The sequence below is a fragment of the Providencia sp. PROV116 genome (assembly GCF_028482485.1).
Taxonomy (GTDB): Bacteria; Pseudomonadota; Gammaproteobacteria; order Enterobacterales; family Enterobacteriaceae; genus Providencia; species Providencia rettgeri.
In genome coordinates this window covers 87290-113406 of record NZ_JAMPQO010000005.1, presented here as the reverse complement: position 1 = coordinate 113406, position 26117 = coordinate 87290, and the positions used below count along the sequence as shown (strand labels likewise).

Sequence of the window (26117 nt, the reverse complement as noted above, 5' to 3'; positions counted from 1 at the left end):
ATAAAACGACAAAATGAATAAATTTAATATTTACGTTTGGGTCGGGTTAGTACTTAGCGCCAGTATTTTAGGTTCACTGCTTTATATGATCCAAGGAGGAGAGTTAGTTGTTGATGGTTCGAATGGTGCAGCAAACGCTGAGCTAATGAAAACCTTAATGATTATTGCCTGTGTTAGTTTCCCAATACAGATCATCAGTATCATGGTAATGACATACAAACCAAGGCTCTCTATTGGTCTCACTATCATTAGTAGCCTTGCATTAATGCCAATTACCATTGTATTTGCTATGGGAATGATTTTTTCCGCAATCCGCTGGCGCTATCATCAATTGACTCCTTTTGATACGACTCTCAATATCAATTTTGACCAACAAGTCGCATTCAATAAACGTAATAACCGTATTTTAGTCGGCGCACTTGGTTTAATCAGTATCACTTTCATTATATTAAGCCAAAGTTTAGGGATGTTCCTGTTTGTTTTTACCATTTTTCTTGGTTACTTCGGCAAAAAAGCGGGAGATGGCGTTTATTTAGCCGTCAAAGATGCTCATTTATATATTCGCCCCAATATTTTTGCTCATTGTTACCGTATTCCCTTAAAAGATGTCACTTACGTGAAAGGTGAAAAAGGAAAAGTGTATTTCGATGTTCAGACCGACAATGAAGTATTGCAATTAACGGCAACGCCAGCGAATGCAACACCTGAAGAGAAAGCTAAGCTAATGGAGTTATTGAGTAAAATACAAAAATAGCTAGAGGATAATATTCTCTGCCAATAAATATATTGACAGAGAATTTTATTAATTAAATTTTACTATTAGTTGTATATAGCTGGGTGAATAATCTGTGTATGGCTGAGTGAATTAATTTGATGATCATTACTCACCCCAAAACTCATATCTGCTGGAGCAAAACCTGCCATAACAGAAACAAAGTTTTGAGTTCCAGCTTCTTGTTTTCTAATCGCCTCGTTGTACGCTCTCATCGTTGATTTAGTATGAGTTATACGAGACTCGAAAAAATCTCGGTTACTTATAGTATCGTTATATTTGGCTTCTATTTCTCTTACTTCCGTTAGAGATCCCTGAAGACACTTATCAAATATTTGTTTCTGATAACTTTTTGCCTTTGAATCATACAAATCAAACAATTTCTGATTACTGTTTAGTTCGCCAATATAATCCGAATAAAAAGCTTCTTTATCCGCAAGAAATTCCTTAATATTATTAACTAAAAAATGTACCTTATTACTTTCATACCTAGAGTTTTTAGCTAGTTCTGAAAATTCATTGCCAATTGACTTCAATTCATGAAATAGTTTATCATTCATTCCATCAGTATCAATAACATCGAATACATACTTTAAATAAGGCTCTTCTTTAACTAATTTACTTCCATGTTCACTTAATTCTTTAAGTAATGACTCTCTTTCATCAAGACTCTCAGAATTAATATATTTGATAATCATTTTATTGAAATCACTCATACTACTTATCTGCTTTAGTGTTCCATTAGCATAATTATTAACTTCTAGAATGTAATCTTGAATTTGCTGTAGTTGTTTTTCGCTAATCTCCCCCCTATCTTTTATATCAGAAAAAATTTTAATGTATTTTTCTGTACTGTTACTCATTATATGATAATTTTTCTCTCCAGAATCAATATACATACCTAAATCATGTGAATTTATTCTCATATATATATTACGATTCAATTCAATTTTGATATTTTTTTCCATTTTATTTCCTTTAATTTCCACATTTATTTAATCATAACTAAATTTAACAAAATAACTTTCACTAAATTACACTTAATAAATTGATAAAATTAACCATAGATTCTAGAAAAGCACATTCGCTAGTAAAATTAAAAAATCATTCCATTAAATAAGCCTCTGAGAGCCAAATAAAACCTAACAACTAAGATAGTGAATAAAAAATATCACACTTCAATAATTAGGTTTAAAATCAATTTAACCCAACCTAATAAAATAAACAAATTTTTATTTAATATTTAAAAACACATGAATATTAAAAATAAAAATAATATATTTTACATGTATTGAAAATAGAGAACTTAATACTTATAAGTATATTAATATTAAAAAAGCCAATTCGATTATAGAATTGGCTTTTTATTTTAAAAAGAAGATATTTATTTCGTACGACGTGCAATCACTGCATCAGATAATTGACGTAAAACTTTTTCAGTATCATCCCAACCAATACATGCATCAGTGACACTTTTACCATAAACTAATGGCTCGCCCGATTCTAAGTTTTGGTTACCTTCAACAAGATTACTTTCAATCATAATCCCTGTAATTGAACGGTCACCTTGGCTGACTTGCTTGCAAACATCCGTTGCGACTTCCATTTGTTTTTCGAATTTCTTAGAGCTATTTGCATGGCTAAAGTCAATCATGATACTCGGTACAAGCCCTGCTTTTTCCAGCCCTTCACGTACTTCTTGTACATGTTTAGCACTGTAATTCGGCTCTTTACCACCACGCAAAATAATATGGCAGTCTGGGTTACCGCTCGTATTTACTATCGCAGAGTGGCCCCACTTGGTCACTGATAAGAAACAGTGGGCAGAACGCGCAGAGTTAATGGCATCAATTGCTACTTTAATCGTACCATCTGTACCGTTTTTAAAGCCAACAGGACAAGATAAACCTGACGCTAACTCACGGTGAATTTGTGATTCCGTCGTACGAGCACCGATGGCTCCCCAACTCATCAAATCTGCAACATATTGCGGGCTAATAACATCTAAGAATTCACCTGCAGTCGGTAAACCTTGATTATTAATTGTTAACAGCAATTCACGTGCAATACGCAAACCTTCGTTAATATCAAAGCTACAATCCATTTTAGGATCATTAATTAGCCCTTTCCAGCCCACTGTCGTGCGTGGTTTTTCAAAATACACACGCATTACGATTTCCAATGAACCCTTTAATTCCTCACGTAATTTACCTAAGCGCTCTGCGTACTCTAAAGCCGCTTTAGTGTCATGAATTGAGCAAGGGCCAATGACGACCACTAAACGGTCATCTTTACCGGCTAAAATATTGTGGATTGCCAGGCGTGCTTCATGAACGGTAAACGCAGCTTTATCGGTTGCTGGAAATTTTTCAAGCAGAGCAATTGGTGGTAATAATTCTTTTATTTGTTTTATTCTGACGTCATCGTTCTGATAATTCATACCCGTATATCCAATGTTTATTATTTTTTACTGTAGTTGATTTACATGCCAAATTTATCCACGCTGGTTTCGCTCAAACAAGGCGCAGAGTAGACAGCTGGATTCCTTCGCTGCCCCCGAGAGGATAAAAGATAATTAGCATCGAAATTTTAATCTAACTGTTCAACAGACATCTGTAAACAGGCAAACGCTCGATAAAACTAAGGATTTATTAGTAACCAATTATAAAATGAGGTGATATGTTGAAATTTAGCACAATAAGTAGGCAAAAAAAGCATTTTACAGAGCAAATAATAACTAAAATAGCTAAACGACGATAATGTCACTTTAGCTACTTTAGGTGATTTTTTCTATCTAAGTTCGAGAAATGGGCAAAGAGCCATTTTCTTTTGCTGATTTTATCCAAAGTCTAGAGCCATTTAGAGCGATACCTAATAAAATTATATATTCTAAAGACATCGCATAAACACCTTGAATAAAGAAAATAACAATACTAATCACATTAATAATGACCCACAGTAGCCAGTTTTCTACATACTTACGCGTCATCAAGATCATTGCGACGACAGAAAGTATGGTCATTGCAGAATCCCAGAATGGGAATGCATCCGGTTCTATCGTAGGCATCGCAAGGTTGGCACCAAACAGATTTAACAACTCGACTGCCCATCTTGCTAGTACGCCAAATACTGCATCAATATTAAATGTGAGATAAATAATAGCAACGACTGAAATAACCAGTGTTATAGCCGCTTTTGGTAAGCTCAACCAACGAATTTTTAACTCTGCTTGCTGCGAACTGGTGACCCTACTCCATGCATACCAGCCATAAATATTGGCGACAAAGAAAAATATCTGTAGCAATAGATTTGCATATAGCTGAATTTGAAAGAAAATAACTGCAAACAGAGAAACGTTAATTAGCCCAAACAGATAATTAATCGTTTTTTCTAAGCTGGCAAGCAAGATACAAAGTAAGCCGGCAATGGTCCCCACGGCTTCAATGTAAGATAAATCATAAACTGAACCCCATAGCGGGATCTGCACTAACGTATTGGCTGTACTAAAGAAATCCATCCCAAAATCCTTTATAAGTGATCGTTAATGTTGTATTGCTCAGTACTTCATTAAATTGAATTTATTATTTTAGACTCTCTGCAAAATCTAGCATCTTATTTAATGGTCGTAATGCTTTTTCTCGTAATATCTCACTGACATGAATTTGATGATCTTGCGTATTCCCTTCTAAAGCGTCAGCAATCGCTTTTAAGCCATTCATTGCCATCCAAGGGCAATGTGCACAAGTACGGCATGTAGCGCCCTCACCCGCTGTTGGAGCGATGTAAAGCGTCTTCTCGGGGCAAGCTTGCTGCATTTTGTAAAAAATACCTTTATCCGTCGCCACTATCATCGATGGGTTAGGTAAATTTTGTGCTGCTTTAATTAATTGACTTGTAGAACCAACCGCATCCGCTAGGTCGACAATCGCTTGGGGTGATTCAGGGTGCACCAATACCGCTGCTTCAGGGTATAGTGCTTTCATTTTTTCTAATGATTGCGTTTTAAATTCATCATGAACAATACAAGCCCCCTGCCAACACAGAATATCTGCCCCAGTTTGCTGTTGAACATAACGTCCGAGATGGCGGTCAGGAGCCCAAATAATTTTTTCACCTAAGCTGTCTAAGTGTTCAATCAATTCCACTGCCATACTTGAGGTCACAACCCAATCAGCCCGAGCTTTAACTGCTGCAGAGGTATTGGCATACACCACTACGGTTCTATCTGGGTGCTCATCACAAAAACGGATAAACTCCGCTTCAGGACAACCAATATCAAGGGAACATAGGGCTTCTAATGTCGGCATTAAGACTTGCTTTTCTGGGCTGAGAATTTTTGCAGTTTCGCCCATAAATTTCACCCCAGCAACAACCAAAGTTGATGCCGAATGCTTTGCACCAAAACGCGCCATTTCAAGAGAGTCTGCGACACAACCTCCCGTTTCTTCAGCCAATGCTTGAATTTCAGGGTCAGTATAGTAATGTGCAACGATCACCGCATTTTTTTCGACCAAAAGCGATTTGATCCGCTGCCGATAAAATGATTTTTCATCCGAGCTTAATCGTGTGGGTTTTGCTGGGAATGGATAAACTGACTGGTCAAAATCGATAAACACGCTCATTGGTTGCCTCTGTTTAGCAAAAAGCGATTTTAATAGTTAAACCAAGCTAAAAACCGCCTAAATTCACAATTTTGTTTTATATACTAAACACGATACGCTAATTTGCTCAATAAGTCTTCACTATTTTTACTTATCTAGCATCATTTCCTCCCCATTAGCGATTCTCCTCAAAGGATATACCCTGCATGAAAGCAAAAGTTGATTGCTCTTTGATTTATCAATAGATGGTGTTTAATTAAGAGGTTAACTTGTATATGTAATAAGGGTCGTACACGGTAATTTTATATCCCCCAATAATTCGGGTTGCGGGCAGGCGACAAGAAAAATAGACGGAGTGCATAGATAAGCTCTGTGGGTCGACGAGCGTAGTCACTTATACCTCAACGAAATGCCCTGCAACTTGAAGAGTCACGGGTATAAATGTCATGAAATAAAAAAGCTACAACCTGCCGACTTGTACTGTAGACAGGTATGATAAATCAAAGGAAAATATGCAACTAATATATTGGTATAGGTAGAAAAATGGATTCTATAATATTATTATGACTTACTATATTAGATAGAATTTTCTCTCTACTATAAAACCCTGAAATATTCTCGGTTAAATTTCCACTCTCAATATGTAATTCAGATTTTATTTTGTTTTCGTAACTAATAGCATCACCCTCTTTAGTACTATCGTGTATTAATTTATCACTCGACATATCCATTTTTTGCCTATACTCAGTAATAATTTCAAGTTCATCATTCTCAGCATTATTAATCTCTAATTCCTCATCCGATTGTTTATATTGCTGTAAACTTCCTATCGAATAAGATATATCACTTGCAGTGTATCTTAAATTAGCCAAGGAAGAGTGAAAAGTTAAAGTATATTCTTTAGCATCAGTGATCAACTGGCTAACCTTCGAGTCAAACGTGGATAACAATCTGTGTAATCTAGAACTAATGGATGGATAATTACGAATGCTTTCTGTCACATTGTCATAACACTCAGCGATATTTGGTGTAATGTTTTTTATCTCTTCTGGGTTTTCAATATAAAAGCGCAATTTATCTTGTAGTTGCTGATATTTATCTAGAGCATTCTTAACGGTATGAATATAAATTTTAACTCTATCAATATATATTTTAGATTGAATATATTCAACATATGTTAGTTTACTTTCCAACTTATAACTTTCGGCAAGGAATATACTCTCGTGTTCAGTTTCTATTTTTAATGTTTGTTCAGTTAATGTATCTAGTTCTACATGAAGTTCTTTTATATTTCCACTTATGGATTCATGATAATCTTTTAATTCCAAAAGATTATCATCTCGTTTTGATATACTTATTTTCATTTTAACTCCCTTTAAAAAAATAAATGATAATTTGATAAGAAATAAAATTCAAATTTTATTTTAATATATAATAAGGGAGACAATAATTTATAAATATAGTTACAGATAATAAAAAACAGCGTAAGTTCAGGGGACTTTCACAAAAAGTAAAATTTAAATTAAGTTTACATTAGTGATATCACCATGGTACTTTTTTCCGTCCCCATGTTTAACACAATGTGCTTTTCGCAATTAAGGCAATTTTGGTACTAACACAGCTTAAATTCTGTCACATCACCTATAAACGCTAACAATTTTCCCTCACTTCGAAAAAAACTTGGGCATTTAAGTAGTTTTTTGCGTCTGAAGCTTCGCTTTTCTGCCTCTTTATCGGTATCTTAGCCATCCTTACTTAATTCATTAGGTCAGTTATGGAATCACCTGCATTATTAATCAATAAAATTATTTCAGTTTCATTGCTCGATCCAAGAATTGAAGCTGTGGTATTAACCGGCTCTCGCGGGCGAGATCAACATGTTGATAGTTATTCCGATATTGATATCGAGCTGATCGGCCACGGTACATCTGAAATATTCAATCAGAAGTCTTGGATAAATCAGTTTGGTGGACCTATGGTTGCCCTTCATTTGCTAAATCTTGAAGAGGATGCCCCTGATTGGCCAACTTGCTTGGTGATCTTTGAAGAAGGCCGCAAAGTGGATTTCACTTTTGCTGAGCCTGAGCGATTATCTAAGATGAAGCAGCAAGGTTTAGATACGACATTTTCCCGTGGTTTTACTGTATTACTCGATAAAACAGGGATCACTGAAGGCTTACCTGAAAGTGCTAACCAACAAGTATTTGCTCCTCCTCAATTAACAATATCGCAATTCGCTGACGTTGTATCTGATTTTTGGCATGAAGCACATCAAGCTACCATTGCTTTAACACGAGATGAGTTGTGGGTCGCATGGTCAAGAAGTGCGGATATGAAACAGTATTTTTTAACGCTGCTAGAACGCCTTGTTTCTTTACAAGGTGGACATGTTTGGTATAAAGGACGCAACTACCATGAGTGGATGCCTAAACCTTATATCGAGGCATTGGAGGTTATTTTTAATTGTGGAACGGCTCAAAGCGCCGCATTGTCTCTTCAGTGTTTAATGCGCTGCTTTAAAGATGTAACTATTGAGCTCGCTAGCCTTCAAAGATTTGATAATATGCAGATTATGGCTGAGAAAATGCAAGAACTACTTATTGGTATTTTGCAGGATAACGCCTTACTTCCAGAAACTGGTGAAATAAGATAAATAAAGTACAGCAAAGGAATGCAGTGCTTTCATTGTCGAGATATAACTTGACGACTGAGTGTTTACTGAATTGGGAACTGAATGCTAAGGCTGGACTTGAGATGGTGGGTCGTGCAGGATTTAAATCCTTCGGATTTACCCTACGGGCTGAACCTGCAACCAGCTTATCGAGGTATGGCTTAACGATTGAGTATTTACTGAATTGGGAACTGAATGCTAAGGCTGGACTTGAGATGGTGGGCCGTGCAGGATTTAAATCCTTCGGATTTACCCTACGGGCTGAACCTGCAACCAGCTTATCGAGGTATGACTTAGCGACTGAATGTTTACTTGGATTGATATTGAGATGGTGGGTCGTGCAGGATTCGAACCTGCGACCAATTGATTAAAAGTCAACTGCTCTACCAACTGAGCTAACGACCCATCTTTGGGATTACTTAATTACTTGTTTGTGCAGGATTTTAAGTTCTTCGAACTTCCCCTTACGGGCCGAACCTGCAACCATCTTGTAAAACTTAAATATTCTACCGACTGAGCTAACGACCTATCTGGATTACTTCTTTTTGCTACTATAGGTTTTAGATGGTGGGTCGTGCAGGATTCGAACCTGCGACCAATTGATTAAAAGTCAACTGCTCTACCAACTGAGCTAACGACCCATCTGGATTACTTCTTTTTGCTACTATAGGTTTTAGATGGTGGGTCGTGCAGGATTCGAACCTGCGACCAATTGATTAAAAGTCAACTGCTCTACCGACTGAGCTAACGACCCATCTAAAAATCTTTTCTAACTAATCACAGTTCATTACCCTTCGGGTTGAACCTGCAACCAGCTTGTAAAACTCAAATATTCTACCGACTGAGCTAACGACCCATCTAAAACAATATTTCTAACTAAATTTCTTTTTGTCTTTCGAGATTCTTGGCTAACCGTATTCTCGTATCAACGGCGGCTTATATTACTGATTTCTGACGAGGGTGCAATGATTTTTTTGCAAAAAAAGATTAAATGCACACTTATCATACTGATAACCCCGAAATATTCGGTAATATGGCTTCGGGGTTATAAATTAAAGTGTACTCAGCTTTTTTTCGGCTAATTTTGAACCAGCACTGTTTGGATATTGTTTCAACACCTGTTGGTAAACAGCTTTTGCTTTATCTTTCTGTCCCTTATCTTGCATGATCAGCCCAACTTTATATAAGGCTTCGCTGCTTTTTTGGGATTTAGGATATTGCTTAACTACAGTTGCGAAATAAAAAGCAGCATCGTCTTTGCTACCTTTATTGTAGTTTAACTGCCCCAACCAATAATTGGCGTTAGATTGATACCCAGACTTAGGATAGGCTTTAACAAAGCCTTGTAATGCCCCTATTGCCTGATCAATTTGAGCTTTGGATTTGCTTTCCATCGCTAATTTGACTGCAGCATTGTAATCATCTTTCTCATTCCCACCTGTATTAGCAGCTGCCGTAGGTGCCGTTGAGGAAGGTGATGCGTTTGATGCACTAGTGTCAGGTGTTGTTGCATCACCTGAAGTTGCTGAGTTTCCACCGCCTGCATTGTCTAATTGCATGTATAAATCTTTCTGGCGCTCAATGACTTGATTCAATTTGTATTCACTTTCTTGAATCTGACCACGTAACATGTCGATGTCGCGTTGGTTGTCAGCGAGTTGTTGTTGGATTTGATACATGATTTGACCTTGAGAGCTAACTGCTGTCTCAAGTTGGGTAAGGCGATCTGTTGTTGAACCAGATCCGACATTGTTGATTGGCGCTTGGGCAATAGCGGCCCAAGGGGCCGCTACGCCAACCAATAACGACAGACCGACTAGTAAGTGTCTGAAGTTACTGTTCATAATAGATAATTTCGCTTATCTATTAGTATGCAATGACTGCACGACGGTTTTTCGCGTAGTCTGCTTCAGTGTGACCTAACACAGCTGGTTTTTCTTTACCGTAAGAAACCAGTGAAACTTGGTCACCAGAAACACCTTTGCTTTGCAGGTACATTTTAACTGCATTAGCACGACGCTCGCCCAGCGCGATGTTGTATTCTGGAGTACCACGCTCATCCGCATGACCTTCAACAACAACACGTACAGATGGGTTGCTACGCAGGAATGCTGCGTGTGCATCTAACATTTCAGCGTATTCTGGAGATACGTTGTATTTGTCAAAGCCAAAGTAAACAGTGTTGTTTTGTTGCAGCTGTTCCATTTGCTGACGTGCCAGCTCTTCCGCAGACAGACCAGTGTTAGTTTGGTTAGTAGAAGTATCTACGCCATCTTGGTCATTGTTTTTGTTAGAGCTACAAGCTGCGACTGCCATGATTGGTAACGCGATCATCAGCCCTTTAAGCACTTTATTCAGTTGCATCGTTTTGATCCTTAATATTTTTGCCACACATTATTATTATGCATCACAGATACGGCGACCAGGCAGGGAATTTAACCTGTCCATCGGTAGCCGGAAGACGCGCTTTGAAACGCCCGTCGGTCGAAACTAGCTGCAATATAGTCCCCAAGCCTTGAGAGGAGCTATAAATTACCATAGTGCCGTTAGGTGCGATACTCGGCGTTTCATCTAGGAACGTTTTCGTTAAAAATTCAACGTTGTTCGTTGCCAGATCTTGTTTGGCGACATGTTGCTGACCGCCGCCGGAGCTGACCATCACTAAGAAAGTACCATCCGGGCTAACATCAGCATCCTGATTTTGTGATCCTTCCCAGGAAACACGTTCAGGGCTGCCACCATTAATATTCATTTTATAAATCTGCGGACGTCCCGCCTGATCTGAAGTATAGACTAAAGTTTGGCTATCTGGCATCCAGCTTGGTTCCGTATTGTTACTACGGCCATCTGTCACCTGACGAATTTGCCCACTCGCTAAGTCCATAACATATAAATTCAGGCTGCCTGTCTTAGACAGTGCAAATGCCAATTTTGTGCCATCTGGAGAGAATGCAGGTGCCCCATTATGACGTGGGAATGATGCTACCTGACGAACTGCTCCTGTTGATAACGTTTGAATGACAAGTGCTGAACTACCGCTTTCAAATGTAACATAAGCCAATTTCTCACCATCTGGTGACCATGCTGGCGACATCAAAGGTTCTGGTGAACGGTGAACCGTAAACTGGTTAAAACCGTCATAATCAGAAACTCGTAATTCATATGGATACTGACCGCCTTTGTTAACAACAATATAAGCAATGCGCGTACGGAATGCGCCACGAATACCTGTTAATTTTTCAAAGACTTCGTCACTTGCAGTATGCGCTGCATAACGTAACCATTCTTTGGTTACTTTATATTGGTTCTGAGATAAAACAGCACCTGGGTTAGCCGCAACATCAACTAACTGATAGCTAACGACAAAGCTACCATCTGCTGCTGGCTGTACCTGCCCCACAACAACAGCATTAATACCTAATGCTGTCCACGCTTCAGGAATCACTTCAGAAGCGGTACCAGGTTGTTGAGGCATGCGGCTTGGCTCGATAGGGTTAAATTTCCCGCTATTGCGTAAATCAGCGCCTACTATTTGGCCGACTTCTTGTGGTGGTGCACCCGCACCTGACCATTTAAACGGCACTACGCCAATAGGTTGAGCTGAATTAACACCTTCAGTGATCTCAATACGTATTTCAGCCTGAGCCACTGTCGCCCATAGCATTAGGAACCCTAAAACTACTTTAAAAGCCTGCTTCATTCTTATCTCCCTTACTGCGGATTATTTACTACCGCAATAATTCGCTGAATTTTAACAAAGGTATAATAACAAAACTAGATACCACACAAACTATTTATGCTATTGCCTTAATAATATCAATACAGACTGCTCTGAGTTATTGAAAATCAAGGCTTAAACACAACTGTGCTACCCGCTTTATTAAACGTATCATAGACTTCTCTGCTCGGTGGCTTAGGCATCGTTGCAAGTTTTGCTGCTCGGATTGCTGCATCACAGAGTGCCGCGTCATTAGCTGGGCTATTTTTTGGTGTAATACTCACCAATAACCCATCAGGCGCAAGCTTCAATTGAAGTTCACAAGTACGTCCACGGAAAGTATCTGAATCATAAAACTTACTTTGGATAGCCGCTTTGACTTTACCGGCATAGCTGTCCACATCCGCATTGGAAGCGCCCGATTTTTTACCGCCACCTTTTCCAGCTGCGGCTTCACCACCTTGTTTGCTTGGGCCCGAGGCAGTTAAATCACCAAGCAAATCATCTACGGAAGCCGCGTTTTTAGCCGCTTCAGCTTTGGCTTTCGCCGCTTTTGCTTTAGCTTCTTTATCGGCTTTTTCTTTAGCTTCTTTATCCGCTTTAGCTTTCGCTTCTTTTTCAGCTTTTACTTTAGCTTCTTTATCGGCTTTTTCCTTGGCTTCTTTTTCCGCTTTTTCTTTAGCTTCTTTTTCAGCTTTGGCTTTAGCGGCTTCGGCTTCTTTCTGCGCTTGCGCCTCGGCCTTCGCCTTCTCAGCCGCTTGCTCTTTAATTAGCTTTTCTTTTTCAGCTTTCGCTTTTGCAGCAGCTTCTTCCGCTATTTTTTGCTCTTCCTTCGCTTTTTTAGCAGCGTCTAATGCTTTTTTCTGTTGTTCCTCAGCTTGCTTTTGTTGCTCAGCTGTATCACGTTCAGTTTTAATACGCTCTTCTTCAAGCTGCTGAAGACGCTTTTGTTCCTTTTCTTGCTGTTCTCTAAGCTCAGCCTCTTGCTTTTGTTCTTGCTCTTTGCGCTCTTTTGCCGCTTGTCTGACGTTATTTTGCTGTCTTTGCATTTCTTCATACTGCTCAACAACCACGCCAGGGTCAACCATCACCGCATCGATGACAGTTCCCTCTTCCCCGCCACCACCAAGTTTGACGACGGAAACTAAAGAGCCTATAACAATCAAACCAATCAATAGGACGTGCAATACGATTGACATCACTAACGATCGGTTTAAGTTATCTTTTTTCTCTTTTGTCTTTCCCACTCTGGTATCCAAAAAAAGAATTGTGACTTATTCAAACGACAATAACCCAGCCTAAATAGGCTGAGTCATCAAGCCAACCGATTTTATCCCTGCGCTGTGTAATATATTCAGCGCCTTAATCACTTCTTCGTAAGGGACTTCTTTTGCACCACCAATCAAGAAAATTGCTTTTGGATTTTTCTCTAATTGAGATTTCGCCTCTGCAGCAATTTGCTCTGGTGGCAGCAATTCTAAAACCTCACCATCAAGGCGCATGTTATATTGGCCAACCCCCGACACTTCTAAAATAATCGGTGGGTTATCACTTGATGATACGGTTTGTGTATCTGTTGCATCCGGCAATTCAACTTCCACACTTTGAGAAATAATCGGTGCTGTTGCCATAAATATGAGCAACAGTACCAACAATACGTCCAGTAATGGAACAATGTTGATTTCGGATTTCAGCTCACGTCTGCGACTTGTGCGCGCCATTCGCTTATCTCCCCGTCTTATTTCTTATCAGCAGAGAAGGCTTGACGATGCAAGATGGCTAAAAACTCTTCCATAAAGTTATCGTAGTTTTGCTCTAATTTGCTGACACGTAAGTTCAAACGGTTAAATGCCATAACTGCTGGGATCGCTGCAAACAAACCAATTGCGGTTGCAATCAGCGCTTCAGCAATACCCGGTGCAACCATTTGTAATGTTGCTTGTTTTACCGCTCCCAATGCAATAAACGCATGCATAATCCCCCAAACAGTACCAAATAAACCAATATATGGGCTAATTGAACCAACAGTACCTAAAAATGGGATATGTGCTTCAACTGATTCGAGTTCACGATTCATTGAAATACGCATTGCACGGGAAGCTCCCGTCACTACTGCATCTGGCGCATGAATATTCGCTTGGTGTAAACGAACGAACTCTTTAAAACCAGAATGGAAAATTTGTTCGGCACCACTCAATTCATCACGGCGAGCTTGGCTTTCTTTATATAAGCGCGATAGCTCAATACCTGACCAGAACTTATCTTCAAATGCTTCAGCCTCACGAGTTGCCGCATTTAAAATTTTCGTTCTTTGAATAATGATCGCCCATGATGCGATAGAAAAACCGATCAAAACGAACATAATGAGCTGAACCAAAAGGCTCGCTTTAAGGAATAAATCCAGGATATTCATGTCAGTCACTGTTTAAACTCCGCGACAATAGACTTAGGAAGCGCAATTGGCTTCATTTTTGATGTGTCCACACAAGCAATAAGGGCATTTGCCCCACAAAGCAGGTTACCTTGCGAATCAACTAACCTTTGCTGAAAAGTTAATGAAGCACGTTTCATTTCAATAATTTGTGTTTCAACTTCCAGCAGGTCATCCAGCTTCGCCCCTTTGACAAAATCAATTGTCATGCTTCGCACAACGAAACCAAGGTTCTCAGCAAGCATACTTTGTTGATTGATACCTTTATTTCGCAGCATTTCAGTTCTTGCTCGCTCAAAAAAGGCTAAATAGCGTGCATGATAAACAACACCGCCCGCATCTGTATCTTCATAATACACGCGAACAGGCCAGCGAAATAACATAACAATCACTCCGTCTTAGGTTAAATTAATTAACGGTGCCACTATACGCAAGACAGTGCCAGTTTGGAATCACTTTGAAAGTAAAGATATCAAAAATAATTATGGGTCCATTGACCCATAATTAGCAATTAGAATTATCTAAAGACCTGAAAAAGTCCCCAAATAAGAATGATGGCAGCAGGCAATGGATGAAAAATTGCACGAAAGATAACTTTTTTAGGTTTAAAACCCACACCAAAAATCATCGCGGTACACGTTGCCCATATTAACAGCAGCCCTTGCCATATTTGAAATGAACTGGTTTTTGCAGCAAATAGGGTTGGATCCCACATGACTGCACCTGCAGTAACTAAAGCTAAAATAAGGATAAGGGCCCTTATCGGCCCCTTATCCAATAGCTGATAGGTTTTATCCACCAGCATTTTTATTACTCACCATCTTTAGCGGCTTTAGAGTCTTCAGAGTGCTCTAACGCTAATGCTGCAATCACTGCAAAACTACAAGCTAACAGCGTGCCGAGGATCCAGGCGAAATACCACATAGTTATGCTCCTTAATACAGTGAATGCTTGTTGCCTTCGATGAAGTTTTTGTCCAAACGACCGAACATTTTGTAGTAACACCATGCGGTGTATGCCAGTACGATTGGTACAAAGATAATAGCAACAACAGTCATTACTTGCAGTGTGAACAAGCTAGATGTTGCATCCCACATGGTCAAACTTGCGTTTGGCATGATGCTTGAAGGCATGATGAATGGGAACATTGCTACACCACAGGTTAAAATGATACAAGCGATGGTTAATGAAGAACTCACAAACGCCAAACCATTTTTGTCTGCTTTACTAAACAGCATTGTCACTAACGGCAGTGCTACACCCAGAGCAGGCAACGCCCACAGGATTGGGTAAGTATTGAAGTTAGTTAACCAAGCACCAGATTCAACGGCAACAGTTTTGTTTAGTGGGTTAGATACGCTTAATGTATCGATAGTTGAAGTAACAACATAACCATCAATACCCATCACTAACCAAACACCTGCGCCTGCGAAAGCCACTAAGGTGACTAATGCACAGATATAAGTTGCTTTACGAACACGTAAGTACAGTTCACCAGTGGTACGCATTTGCAAATAAGTTGCACCTTGCGTCACAATCATCATTAAGCCGACAACACCCGCTAACAGACCATATGGGTTTAGCAGACCAAACAGGTTACCTGTATAAGTTAGGTACTGCTGGTTATCGATTTGCAGTGGAACACCTAATAACAGGTTACCAAACGCAACACCGATAACTAATGGTGGAACGAAACCACCAATAAACAGACCCCAGTCCCACATGTTACGCCATTTTGGGTTCTCCAGTTTTGAACGGTAGTCGAAACCAACCGGACGGAAGAACAATGCAGCTAATACCAAAATCATAGCAACATAGAAACCAGAGAATGCCGCAGCATAAACTTGTGGCCATGCAGCGAACATTGCACCACCCGCAGTGATTAACCAAACTTGGTTACCATCCCAGTGCGGTGCAACAGCATTAATCATGATACGGCGTTCAGTATCTGTTTTACCTAAAATAGGTAATAAGAAGCCAACGCCCATGTCAAAGCCATCTGTGACAGCAAACCCAATCAGTAATACACCGATAAGGATCCACCACACAAATCGAAGAACTTCATAATCAAACATAAGTGGACTCCTATTTACTGAACGTCGTGTGCAGAAGTGTTTTTCTGTTCAAAGTGATAACGACCGGTTTTCAGGCTACTTGGCCCTTTACGAGCGAATTTGAACATTAAGAACATTTCAGCAATTAAGAACAGTGTGTACAGACCACAGATCAATACCATAGAGAAGATCAGGTCATGAGTCGTCAAGTTAGAGTGTGCAACCGAAACAGGTAACACTTCACCAATTGCCCATGGCTGACGACCATACTCTGCAACGAACCAACCTGACTCAATTGCAATCCATGGTAGTGGAATACCGAGCAGTGCAATACGCAGCAACAGTTTATTTTGACCAATACGGTTACGAACTACTGACAGGAATGCCCAGCCAATAATTAACAGTAACAGGAAGCCAACACCAACCATGATACGGAATGCCCAGAACAGAGGCCCAACGTTAGGAATACTATCTTTCACTGCTTTTTGGATTTGAGCTTCAGTTGCATCAACAACATTTGGTGCATATTGTTTTAACAGCAGACCATACCCAAGATCTTTTTTGCTTGCTTCAAATGCTGCACGCAATTCAGGATCTTTGTTACCTGCAAGAAGTTCTTGTAACTGACCATATGCAATCATACCGTTACGAATGCGAACTTCATGTTGTTTCATTAGGTCTTTCAGACCTAAAACAGGAGTGTCAACCGAGCGGGTTGCAATGATACCCATCGCCCAAGGAATCGAGATCGCAAATTTATTTTCTTGTTTCTCGGTATCTGGCCAAGCGATTAAGTTAAACGCGGCAGGAGGAGCATGAGTTTCCCACTCAGCTTCAACCGCTGCAAGTTTAGTTTTTTGCACGTCACCCATTTCGTAACCTGATTCATCACCAAGAACGATAACAGATAGAACCGCTGCAATACCAAAACTTGCTGCAATTGCAAAAGAACGCTTAGCAAAAGCAACATCACGACCTTTAAGCAGGTAGTAAGAGCTAATACCTAAGATAAACATTGCACCGGTACAATAACCCGCAGCAACTGTGTGGACGAACTTAACTTGTGCAACTGGGTTCAAGACTAGCTCAGAGAAGCTAACCATTTCCATACGCATAGTTTCAAAGTTGAAATCAGCAGCGATTGGGTTTTGCATCCAACCATTCGCAACCAAAATCCACAGAGCAGAGAAGTTAGAACCTAAAGCAACTAACCATGTTACAGCAAGGTGTTGTTTTTTGCTTAAACGATCCCAACCAAAGAAGAATAAACCGACAAAGGTAGATTCTAAGAAGAACGCCATCAGACCTTCGATTGCAAGAGGCGCACCGAAGATATCTCCAACGTAGTGAGCGTAGTAAGACCAGTTAGTACCGAATTGGAACTCCATGGTCAAACCCGTTGCAACACCTAGGGCAAAGTTAATACCGAATAACTTACCCCAGAACTTAGTCATATCTTTATAAATTTGCTTGCCTGACAGTACATATACCGTTTCCATGATCGCAAGCAAAAACGCCATACCTAGCGTTAATGGTACGAACAGAAAGTGATACATCGCAGTTAAGGCAAACTGTAATCGTGACAGTTCGACAATATCAAACATCTTGACTCCTTGCTCCTAGCAGGAAGACACCGACTTGCGGCAACCCAGCTTCCAGTTTTTAATACTTAGAAAGCCTCTTAACTACCAGCAAAAAATGCCTCAAAACAACAAATAATTAACAAAATTAAAAGAACGAACATTACTATAATAATAGTACGCCTATCTTCACACACAATAAACTTCTTTTACGTGACTCAGATTTGAATTCTGAATTTACATCAATAATTATACCCTTTAATAGAAAATCGAGTATTTGATCGAGCACCAATTTAAGCAATTTAAGCAAATAAAGCCAGAGGCAATGAATTGATTTACGTCAATTTTTTTCCTATTGTTAATTGCTATACCTGCCAGTCAATTAATGGTTATTTACTTGTTAAAATGCTGTTATTGATAATGACATAAATGTTCTTAATTTTTCCAAAGATTAACAAAAAATATAATCTATGAATTAAAGCCTCGAAAAAAGAATATTTAATTTGTAATAGTATCTTATTTTAAACTTATTATGAATTTTATTAATATAGCCTTTTTTATCAAAAAACGGTTATATTGGCTTAATTGAATTATCGTCAATATTATAAAATTGACATGTCGCAATTTTGCTATTTTTTGCACAAAATGCGACTAACTCCCCCCTTCCTCGCCTAATTGGCATTTTATTACCCATTTTCCTTCATATAACCCTTTAGTCCGCATTTTTAAGTATAGACATACTTTTCATAAAACCGCATAACCATACAAAAATTGTTTGAAACATTTTTGCAAGGTATAAAAAAACCCGCGCTCACATGAGCACGGGCTTTCGTCTCTTACTCTTGCTAGTTACCTAGCGAATTACTTATTTGTTCAACAGTGATTTTACTGCATCACCGATGTCTGCAAGGCTACGAACGGTTTTCACACCAGCCGCTTCTAATGCAGCAAATTTCTCATCAGCTGTGCCTTTACCGCCTGCGATGATTGCACCTGCGTGGCCCATACGTTTGCCTTTTGGTGCAGTTACACCTGCGATGTAACCGACAACAGGTTTAGTGACGTGCTCTTTAATATAAGCCGCTGCTTCTTCTTCTGCGTTACCACCGATTTCACCGATCATGACGATAGCTTCAGTTTGTGGATCCGCTTGGAATAATTTCAGGATATCAATAAAGTTTGAACCGGGGATTGGGTCACCACCGATACCAACACACGTTGATTGACCTAAGCCTGCATCTGTTGTTTGTTTAACAGCTTCATAAGTCAACGTACCTGAACGCGAAACGATACCGACTTTACCTGGCATATGGATATGACCAGGTTGGATACCAATCTTACATTCACCCGGAGTGATAACACCTGGGCAGTTAGGACCAATCATACGAACGCCTGCTTCGTCTAATTTCACTTTAACTGTCAGCATATCCAACGTTGGGATACCTTCAGTGATGGTGATAATCAGTTTAATGCCTGCATCGATAGCTTCTAAGATAGAATCTTTACAAAATGGTGCTGGAACATAAATAACAGAGGCTGTTGCACCCGTAGCTTCTACAGCTTCACGAACGGTGTTAAATACAGGTAAACCTAAGTGTACAGTGCCACCTTTACCTGGAGTCACACCACCCACCATTTGCGTGCCATAAGCAATCGCTTGTTCTGAGTGGAATGTACCTTGGCCACCTGTGAAACCTTGGCAAATTACTTTGGTGTTTTTATCGATTAAAATAGACATTATTTAGCCTCCGCTGCTGCTACTGCTTTCTTAGCTGCATCTGTCAGGCTGTTCGCAGCGATAATATTCAAGCCGCTGTCTGCCAGTTTTTTAGCACCTAACTCTGCATTGTTACCTTCTAAACGCACAACTACTGGTACATTTACGCCAACTTCTTCAACTGCACCAATGATGCCGTCTGCAATCAGGTCGCAGCGAACGATACCACCAAAGATGTTAACAAAAACTGCTTTCACGTTTTCATCAGAAAGAATGATTTTAAATGCTTCAGTTACACGCTCTTTTGTCGCGCCGCCGCCAACATCTAAGAAGTTAGCTGGTGCACCACCGTGCAGCTTAACGATGTCCATGGTACCCATTGCAAGGCCCGCACCGTTAACCATACAGCCGATATTGCCATCTAACGCAACGTAGTTCAGTTCCCACTGAGCGGCTTGTGCTTCACGTGCATCTTCTTGTGATTCATCACGCAGTTCACGAATTTCTGGTTGGCGATATAACGCGTTGCTATCGATACCTAATTTACCATCTAAACAAACTAAATCACCCGCAGTACTAATAACCAGTGGATTGATTTCAGCTAATGCTAAATCGCGTTCTAGGAATAATGTTGCCAGACCCATGAAAATTTTCGCGAATTGGCTAACTTGTTTGCCGGTTAAGCCTAATTTGAATGCTAATTCACGGCCTTGGAAAGGCATTGGGCCAGTCAGTGGGTCGATAATCGCTTTGTGAATTAACTCTGGAGTCTCTTCTGCTACTTTCTCGATTTCCACGCCACCTTCGGTAGATGCCATGAATACAACGCGACGAGTGCTACGGTCTACAACCGCACCTAAATAGAGTTCTTTAGCAATATCAGTTGCCGTTTCAACCAGAATTTGGTTAACAGGCTGGCCATTTGCATCAGTTTGATAGGTAACTAAGTTTTTACCTAACCAATGTTCTGCAAATGCTTTCACTTCATTGATATCACTAGTGACTTTTACGCCGCCAGCTTTACCACGTCCACCTGCGTGAACTTGGCATTTAATTACCCATGGGCCGTCACCAATTTTTTTAGCAGCATCGACGGTTTCAGCGACTGATGAACAGGCATAACCTGTCGGTGCAGGCATCCCATAACGTGCAAACAACTGTTTTGCCTGGTACTCGTGTAAATTCATGATGTTCTATCCATAATTGAGTCTGAAGAGGCGTTTATTCGCCTCCTGCAATTGTTACTGATTTAGCAACCCGCGAACGGGCTGCATCGGTTACTTCAGACCGGACAAGTTGTACCCTGCCCTGTTATGTTGCTATACGTCCAGCAGTAAACGAGTTGGATCTTCCAGCATATCTTTGATAGCGACTAAGAAGCCAACTGACTCACTACCATCGATTAAACGGTGGTCGTAAGACAGTGCTAAATACATCATAGGAAGAATCTCTACCTTACCATTTACAGCCATAGGGCGGTCTTTAATCGCATGCATGCCTAAAATCGCGCTCTGTGGTGGGTTAATGATAGGTGTAGACATCAGAGAACCGAATACGCCACCATTAGTGATAGTGAAGTTACCGCCACTTAAGTCTTCAACAGTTAATTTACCATCACGACCTTTGACAGCCAGTTCTTTAATTTTCTTCTCGATATCAGCCATGCTCATTGCATCGACATCACGTAGAACAGGCGTTACAAGACCACGTGGTGTTGAAACTGCAATACTAATATCGAAATAGTTATGGTAAACCACATCATCGCCATCGATAGAAGCATTCACTTCTGGGTAGCGTTTCAGTGCTTCAACAGCAGCTTTCACATAGAAAGACATAAAGCCTAAACGAACACCATGACGTTTTTCGAATACTTCGCCATATTGTTTACGTAAGTCTTTGATTGGTTGCATATTGACTTCGTTAAACGTCGTCAACATTGCAGTGGTGTTTTTCGCTTCTAACAGACGCTCTGCGATACGTTTACGTAAACGCGTCATTGGAACACGTTTTTCGCTACGATGCGCTAAAGGCGCTTGTGGCGCTTCTGGTGCTTTCGCCGCAGGTGCCGCAGATTTATTTGCCGCTAAATGTTTTTCAACATCTTCACGCGTTAAACGTCCACCAACGCCAGTCCCTTTGATATCCGCAGGGTTTAAATCGTGCTCTGCAATTAAACGGCGAATAGCTGGGGTCAGCGCATCGTTGCTTTCTGTTTCTAGACTTGCAGTTTGACGTTGTGCAGGTGTTGATTCTTGTGCTTCTTTCACTTCAGCAGGGATACCAGTGCTGTCGCCTAAACGAATGCGCCCCAGTAATTGCTTAGATAATACCGTTGCACCTTCATCTTCAACGATAGCTTCTAATACACCCGCTTCGCTTGCAGGAACTTCTAATACGACTTTATCTGTTTCGATCTCAACCAGTACTTCATCACGCTGAACACTGTCACCTGGTTTTTTATGCCATGTGGCAACCGTAGCATCTGCAACGGACTCAGGAAGATCGGGAACAAGAATTTCTACGCTACTCATTTTCTATCCTTTAATTATTCAATGTTCAAAGCGTCATTAACCAGGGCTTTTTGTTGTTCCTGGTGTACGGACGTATAGCCAACTGCTGGAGATGAAGAAGCAGCTCGACCTGCATAACGTAAAGTTGCCCCTGCTGGGATAGCTTCACGGAAGTTATGTTGACTGCAATACCAAGCACCTTGGTTTAATGGCTCTTCTTGACACCATACAAAGTCTTTTACATCAGTAAATTGCGCCAACGCTTTTTGAATGTCTTCGTGTGGGAACGGATATAGCTGTTCGATACGCACGATAGCCACGTCAGTTTGTTCATTTTTACGACGTTGTTCTAACAGATCGTAATAGACTTTCCCTGAACACATAACGACGCGTTTCACATTTTTCGGATTGATTTCATCGATTTCACCGATAACTGGCTCAAATGTACCATTTGCCAATTCTTCCATGCTAGAGACCGCTAATGGGTGACGTAGCAGAGATTTTGGTGACATCACAATCAGAGGACGACGCATGCCACGTAAGGCTTGGCGACGTAACATGTGGTAAACCTGAGCAGGTGTTGACGGAACACACACTTGCATGTTTTGGTCAGCACACAGTTGCAAGTAACGCTCTAAACGTGCAGATGAGTGCTCTGGACCCTGACCTTCATAACCATGAGGCAGTAACATGACCAGACCACACATACGACCCCATTTTTGCTCACCTGAGCTAATGAATTGGTCGATAACCACTTGAGCACAGTTAGCGAAGTCACCAAATTGTGCTTCCCAGATAGTCAATGCACGAGGTTCTGTGGTTGCATAACCATATTCGAATGCTAATACGGCATTTTCAGTCAGAACAGAGTCCCAAACATTAAACACGCCTTGGCCGTTATGAATATTTTGCAGTGGAACATAAACTGAACCATTCGTTTGGTTGTGGACCACTGCATGACGGTGGAAGAATGTACCACGGCCCGCATCTTCACCCGATAAACGAACAGGAATACCTTCATCAACCAATGTTGCGTACGCTAAAGTTTCAGCTGCACCCCAGTCGAGAAGCTTTTCACCTTTCGCCATTTCGGCACGGTCTGCATAAATTTTCTCAACACGAGATTGCGCAACCACGCCCTCTGGAATGGTACTAACTTTAGTTGCCAGTTCAGTTAAGCGTTTAATATCAACGGTTGATTTATATGATGCATCCCATTCATGGTTTAAATATGGAGCCCATGTGTATGAATTCAGGCCCATTTCACGGTACTCTTCAACCACACAGTTACCTGCATCTAGCGCATCGCGATACAGATTGACCATTTCAGTGACATCATTAGCACTTAACACATTTTCTGCAATTAAACGGTCTGCATAAATTTTACGTGGTGTTGGGTGCTGCTTGATTTTTTGATACATCACTGGCTGAGTTGCACTTGGCTCATCCGCTTCGTTATGGCCATGGCGGCGATAACATACTAAATCAATCATAACATCGCGTTTGAACGTGTTACGGAAATCCAGTGCCAAACGAGTTACAAATGCCACTGCTTCAGGGTCATCTGCATTCACGTGGAAAATTGGTGCCTGCACCATCTTCACGATATCTGTACAGTATTCTGTAGAACGGGTGTCTTTCGGGTTAGAAGTGGTAAAACCAATTTGATTGTTAATTACGATACGCACCGTACCGCCGACTTCATAACCACGTGCTTGTGACATATTCAACGTTTCTTGCACAACACCTTGGCCAGTTACTGCGGAGTCACCGTGAATAGTAATAGGCAGAACCATGTTGCTACGGCCTTCATCTAAACGGTCACGACGAGCACGTACTGAACCAATAACCACAGGGCTAACAATCTCAAGGTGAGATGGGTTAAATGCTAATGCTAAGTGAACACGAGAACCTGCGGTTTCAAAGTCAGAAGAAAAACCTTGGTGATATTTAACGTCACCCGCACTAGAGTGATCTTTATGTTTACCCGCGAATTCATCAAATAATTCGCCCGGTTTTTTACCTAAGATATTAACTAAAACGTTTAAACGACCACGGTGAGCCATACCTAAAACAACTTCACGGGTATCTTGCTTGCCTGCGTGGTGGATTAAATCTTTCAGCATTGGGATCAGTGAATCACCACCTTCCAATGAGAAACGCTTGGCGCCTGGGAATTTAGCCCCAATGTAACGCTCAAGCCCTTCAGCCGCGGTTAATTCAGCTAAGAAGCGTTTTTTCTCTTCTACTGAGAAGATCTTAGAAACGTCAACAGACTCAAGACGTTGTTGGATCCAACGTTTTTCTTCTGTATTCGTGATATGCATATATTCAGCACCGATAGAACCGCAATAAATACGTTTCAGGTGCTCATATAGCTCACTAAGCTTCATGGTTTCTTTGCCAATAGCAAATGAACCCACGTTGAATGTTTCGTTGAAGTCTTCTTTCGTCAGGTTGTGGAATGCTGGGTCTAAATCTGGAACAGATTCACGTTTCCAAAGACCTAACGGGTCAAGATTCGCATTTTGGTGCCCGCGGAAGCGGAACGCATTGATTAATTGCAAAACTTTAACTTGTTTTGCGTCGATAGCTGGATCGCTAACAGAGGTGTGATAACGTGTAGAGTCTTTTGCTAAGCGACGGAAGTAATCGCGCGCTTGGGAGTGGAATTGTTCGCCGCTAGTGCCTAATGCTGCACCAGGGAGTTGCTCAAAAATTGCTTTCCACTCGGCATCGACAGAGTTAGGGTCAGTCAGATAATCTTCATAGAGCTGTTCTATATAAGTCTGGTTCGCGCCTGCCAGAAAGCTTGAATCCAGCCAGTCCTTCATTACGCCGTTCTGCATTGTGATCCCTTAAGCTTTTAAAGCTTTAGTTTTCGCCGTGGTTAACTAATCGCCGCATTTAAGCGACCTCGATAAAGGTTCTCTTGGACGTGCTTTATGCATGTTCTCTCTTTGGGAGGCCCTTTATCAGTAAGGGTTTCCCTTTTAAGGAACCTTTAAAAACTGGCTGCGGTTTTTAAAGGCCCCTATGCTTGGGCTGTCGTCTTCATCTTTTGCAGTTGGCTATTTTTTCTACTTTTTACTGTTACTTTCTTTGCTTTCACTTTTTTACGCTTTTGTAATGACAACGTTTTAATAAATACTACTTTTTATGGGTGACAATGTTACTTTCTGATGCTCATTGTTGGTATTTCGTTTTCGCGCTTTTGTGAGCTTCCGCGCATTAAAATCATGTCATTGTTTTTACTTTACGCGTTTCTTTTAACTTATGTTTTTATTTTGTGCTATTTCCATTTTAACCCACAGCACCTGAGCACTGCGGGTTAAATATTCATCATTAAGCGCTATGTTTTAGTAACATAGATTTAATATGACCAATAGCTTTCGTTGGATTTAGTCCTTTAGGGCATACATTGACACAATTCATGATGCTATGACAGCGGAAGACACTAAAAGCGTCGTTCAGATCATCTAATCGTGAATCGGTTTCAGTATCACGGCTATCAATTAAGAAGCGATACGCTGCCAACAAGCCTGCAGGCCCGATAAACTTGTCCGGATTCCACCAGAAAGATGGGCAAGAAGTCGAACAACAAGCACACAAAATACACTCATATAAACCATCGAGTTTTTCACGTTGTGCAGGAGTTTGTAAATTCTCACGCGCCGGTGGATTCTTGTTATCATTAATGAGATATGGACGAATTTTTTCGTATTGGGTATAGAATTGAGTCATGTCGATAATCAGGTCACGCACAACAGGCAGACCCGGCAATGGACGAATGACAATTTTCTTCCCACCACGGATTAAAGCAGATAATGGCGTAATACATGCCAACCCGTTTTTACCGTTCATGTTCAGACCATCAGAACCACACACCCCTTCACGACAAGAACGGCGGAAGGATAATGTTGGATCTTGCTCTTTGATTTGGATTAACGCATCCAGCAACATCATGTCACGCCCTTCAGGAACTTCTAGCGTGTAATCTTGCATATGTGGTGCGTTGTCCACATCAGGATTGTAGCGATAAATCGAAAATTGTAATTTCATA

Annotated in this window: 23 protein-coding genes and 3 tRNA genes; 2 read left to right on the top strand and 24 right to left on the bottom strand. The window is 40.6% G+C overall.

The genetic code is table 11. The annotated features are described in order from the left end of the window. The first annotated feature begins 13 nt into the window (after positions 1-13). The gene (locus PSE72_RS04770; protein WP_115167722.1) at positions 14-754 is read left to right on the top strand and encodes a hypothetical protein; all 741 of its coding nucleotides are present in this window, start codon (positions 14-16) and stop codon (positions 752-754) included. Between the two features lie 65 nt (positions 755-819). Here PSE72_RS04770 and PSE72_RS04765 read toward each other — a convergent pair whose 3' ends face one another. The 5 genes from PSE72_RS04765 to PSE72_RS04745 all read right to left on the bottom strand — a co-directional run bounded on the left by PSE72_RS04765 (position 820) and on the right by PSE72_RS04745 (position 6737). After that, positions 820-1740 (bottom strand): hypothetical protein, encoded by a 921-nt coding sequence (locus tag PSE72_RS04765; RefSeq protein ID WP_213942936.1) that lies wholly within the window; start codon positions 1738-1740, stop codon positions 820-822. 416 nt (positions 1741-2156) lie between these two features. Beyond that, the gene (gene aroG, locus PSE72_RS04760) at positions 2157-3212 is read right to left on the bottom strand and encodes a 3-deoxy-7-phosphoheptulonate synthase AroG (RefSeq protein WP_213942932.1); all 1056 of its coding nucleotides are present in this window, start codon (positions 3210-3212) and stop codon (positions 2157-2159) included. A 354-nt stretch (positions 3213-3566) separates the two neighbouring features. Continuing rightward, positions 3567-4289 (bottom strand): nicotinamide riboside transporter PnuC, encoded by a 723-nt coding sequence (gene pnuC / locus PSE72_RS04755; RefSeq protein ID WP_115167725.1) that lies wholly within the window; start codon positions 4287-4289, stop codon positions 3567-3569. Between the two features lie 64 nt (positions 4290-4353). Then, the gene (gene nadA / locus PSE72_RS04750) at positions 4354-5394 is read right to left on the bottom strand and encodes a quinolinate synthase NadA (protein ID WP_115167726.1); all 1041 of its coding nucleotides are present in this window, start codon (positions 5392-5394) and stop codon (positions 4354-4356) included. A 497-nt stretch (positions 5395-5891) separates the two neighbouring features. Then, positions 5892-6737, bottom strand: coding sequence for a hypothetical protein (locus PSE72_RS04745; protein WP_115167727.1), 846 nt, complete (start codon positions 6735-6737; stop codon positions 5892-5894). A 410-nt stretch (positions 6738-7147) separates the two neighbouring features. On the opposite strand from PSE72_RS04745, the gene PSE72_RS04740 reads away from it, so the two are divergent. After that, the gene (locus tag PSE72_RS04740) at positions 7148-8026 is read left to right on the top strand and encodes an aminoglycoside 6-adenylyltransferase (RefSeq protein WP_115167728.1); all 879 of its coding nucleotides are present in this window, start codon (positions 7148-7150) and stop codon (positions 8024-8026) included. Positions 8027-8373: 347 nt separating this feature from the next. On the opposite strand, the gene PSE72_RS04735 is transcribed toward PSE72_RS04740, so the two are convergent. From PSE72_RS04735 to PSE72_RS04645, 19 genes are all read right to left on the bottom strand, one after another. Next, a tRNA-Lys gene (locus PSE72_RS04735) sits at positions 8374-8449 on the bottom strand. Between the two features lie 160 nt (positions 8450-8609). Continuing rightward, positions 8610-8685, bottom strand: a tRNA-Lys gene (locus PSE72_RS04730). A gap of 37 nt (positions 8686-8722) precedes the next feature. Beyond that, a tRNA-Lys gene (locus PSE72_RS04725) sits at positions 8723-8798 on the bottom strand. A 298-nt stretch (positions 8799-9096) separates the two neighbouring features. Beyond that, positions 9097-9888 carry a cell division protein CpoB gene (gene cpoB, locus PSE72_RS04720; protein ID WP_115167729.1) on the bottom strand — a complete coding sequence of 264 codons (792 nt, stop codon included), beginning with the start codon at positions 9886-9888 and terminating at the stop codon, positions 9097-9099. 22 nt (positions 9889-9910) lie between these two features. Beyond that, positions 9911-10408: a peptidoglycan-associated lipoprotein Pal gene (pal, locus tag PSE72_RS04715; protein WP_004909091.1), complete on the bottom strand. Its 498-nt coding sequence runs from the start codon at positions 10406-10408 to the stop codon at positions 9911-9913. Positions 10409-10451: 43 nt separating this feature from the next. Continuing rightward, complete coding sequence (gene tolB, locus PSE72_RS04710) at positions 10452-11744, bottom strand: Tol-Pal system beta propeller repeat protein TolB (RefSeq protein WP_115167730.1); 1293 nt, start codon at positions 11742-11744, stop codon at positions 10452-10454. A 146-nt stretch (positions 11745-11890) separates the two neighbouring features. Beyond that, entirely contained in the window at positions 11891-13009 is a 1119-nt protein-coding gene (gene tolA / locus PSE72_RS04705) for a cell envelope integrity protein TolA (RefSeq protein WP_198641779.1), read from the bottom strand. A gap of 51 nt (positions 13010-13060) precedes the next feature. After that, complete coding sequence (gene tolR / locus PSE72_RS04700; protein ID WP_004256786.1) at positions 13061-13483, bottom strand: colicin uptake protein TolR; 423 nt, start codon at positions 13481-13483, stop codon at positions 13061-13063. A gap of 17 nt (positions 13484-13500) precedes the next feature. Next, positions 13501-14184: a Tol-Pal system protein TolQ gene (gene tolQ / locus PSE72_RS04695; RefSeq protein ID WP_004256787.1), complete on the bottom strand. Its 684-nt coding sequence runs from the start codon at positions 14182-14184 to the stop codon at positions 13501-13503. Next, a complete protein-coding gene (gene ybgC, locus PSE72_RS04690) occupies positions 14181-14576 on the bottom strand; it encodes a tol-pal system-associated acyl-CoA thioesterase (protein WP_004256789.1) in 396 nt (131 codons plus the stop codon). The genes tolQ and ybgC overlap by 4 nt, the downstream gene beginning before the upstream one ends. A 134-nt stretch (positions 14577-14710) precedes the next feature. Then, positions 14711-14998, bottom strand: coding sequence for a cyd operon protein YbgE (gene ybgE / locus PSE72_RS04685; RefSeq protein WP_004256791.1), 288 nt, complete (start codon positions 14996-14998; stop codon positions 14711-14713). Positions 14999-15003: 5 nt separating this feature from the next. Continuing rightward, complete coding sequence (gene cydX / locus PSE72_RS04680; protein WP_004909083.1) at positions 15004-15117, bottom strand: cytochrome bd-I oxidase subunit CydX; 114 nt, start codon at positions 15115-15117, stop codon at positions 15004-15006. Positions 15118-15128: 11 nt separating this feature from the next. Beyond that, positions 15129-16268, bottom strand: coding sequence for a cytochrome d ubiquinol oxidase subunit II (gene cydB / locus PSE72_RS04675; RefSeq protein WP_004909081.1), 1140 nt, complete (start codon positions 16266-16268; stop codon positions 15129-15131). Between the two features lie 14 nt (positions 16269-16282). Continuing rightward, a complete protein-coding gene (gene cydA, locus PSE72_RS04670) occupies positions 16283-17851 on the bottom strand; it encodes a cytochrome ubiquinol oxidase subunit I (protein WP_004256799.1) in 1569 nt (522 codons plus the stop codon). 841 nt (positions 17852-18692) lie between these two features. Then, complete coding sequence (gene sucD / locus PSE72_RS04665; protein ID WP_004256808.1) at positions 18693-19565, bottom strand: succinate--CoA ligase subunit alpha; 873 nt, start codon at positions 19563-19565, stop codon at positions 18693-18695. Then, complete coding sequence (sucC, locus tag PSE72_RS04660) at positions 19565-20731, bottom strand: ADP-forming succinate--CoA ligase subunit beta (protein ID WP_004909077.1); 1167 nt, start codon at positions 20729-20731, stop codon at positions 19565-19567. Before sucC ends, sucD begins: the two co-directional genes overlap by 1 nt. A 132-nt stretch (positions 20732-20863) precedes the next feature. Further along, the gene (gene odhB / locus PSE72_RS04655) at positions 20864-22075 is read right to left on the bottom strand and encodes a 2-oxoglutarate dehydrogenase complex dihydrolipoyllysine-residue succinyltransferase (RefSeq protein ID WP_004909074.1); all 1212 of its coding nucleotides are present in this window, start codon (positions 22073-22075) and stop codon (positions 20864-20866) included. 14 nt (positions 22076-22089) lie between these two features. Beyond that, positions 22090-24903: a 2-oxoglutarate dehydrogenase E1 component gene (gene sucA, locus PSE72_RS04650; protein ID WP_004909072.1), complete on the bottom strand. Its 2814-nt coding sequence runs from the start codon at positions 24901-24903 to the stop codon at positions 22090-22092. Between the two features lie 496 nt (positions 24904-25399). After that, positions 25400-26116 (bottom strand): succinate dehydrogenase iron-sulfur subunit, encoded by a 717-nt coding sequence (locus PSE72_RS04645; RefSeq protein ID WP_198641778.1) that lies wholly within the window; start codon positions 26114-26116, stop codon positions 25400-25402. Position 26117: the final 1 nt, after the last annotated feature.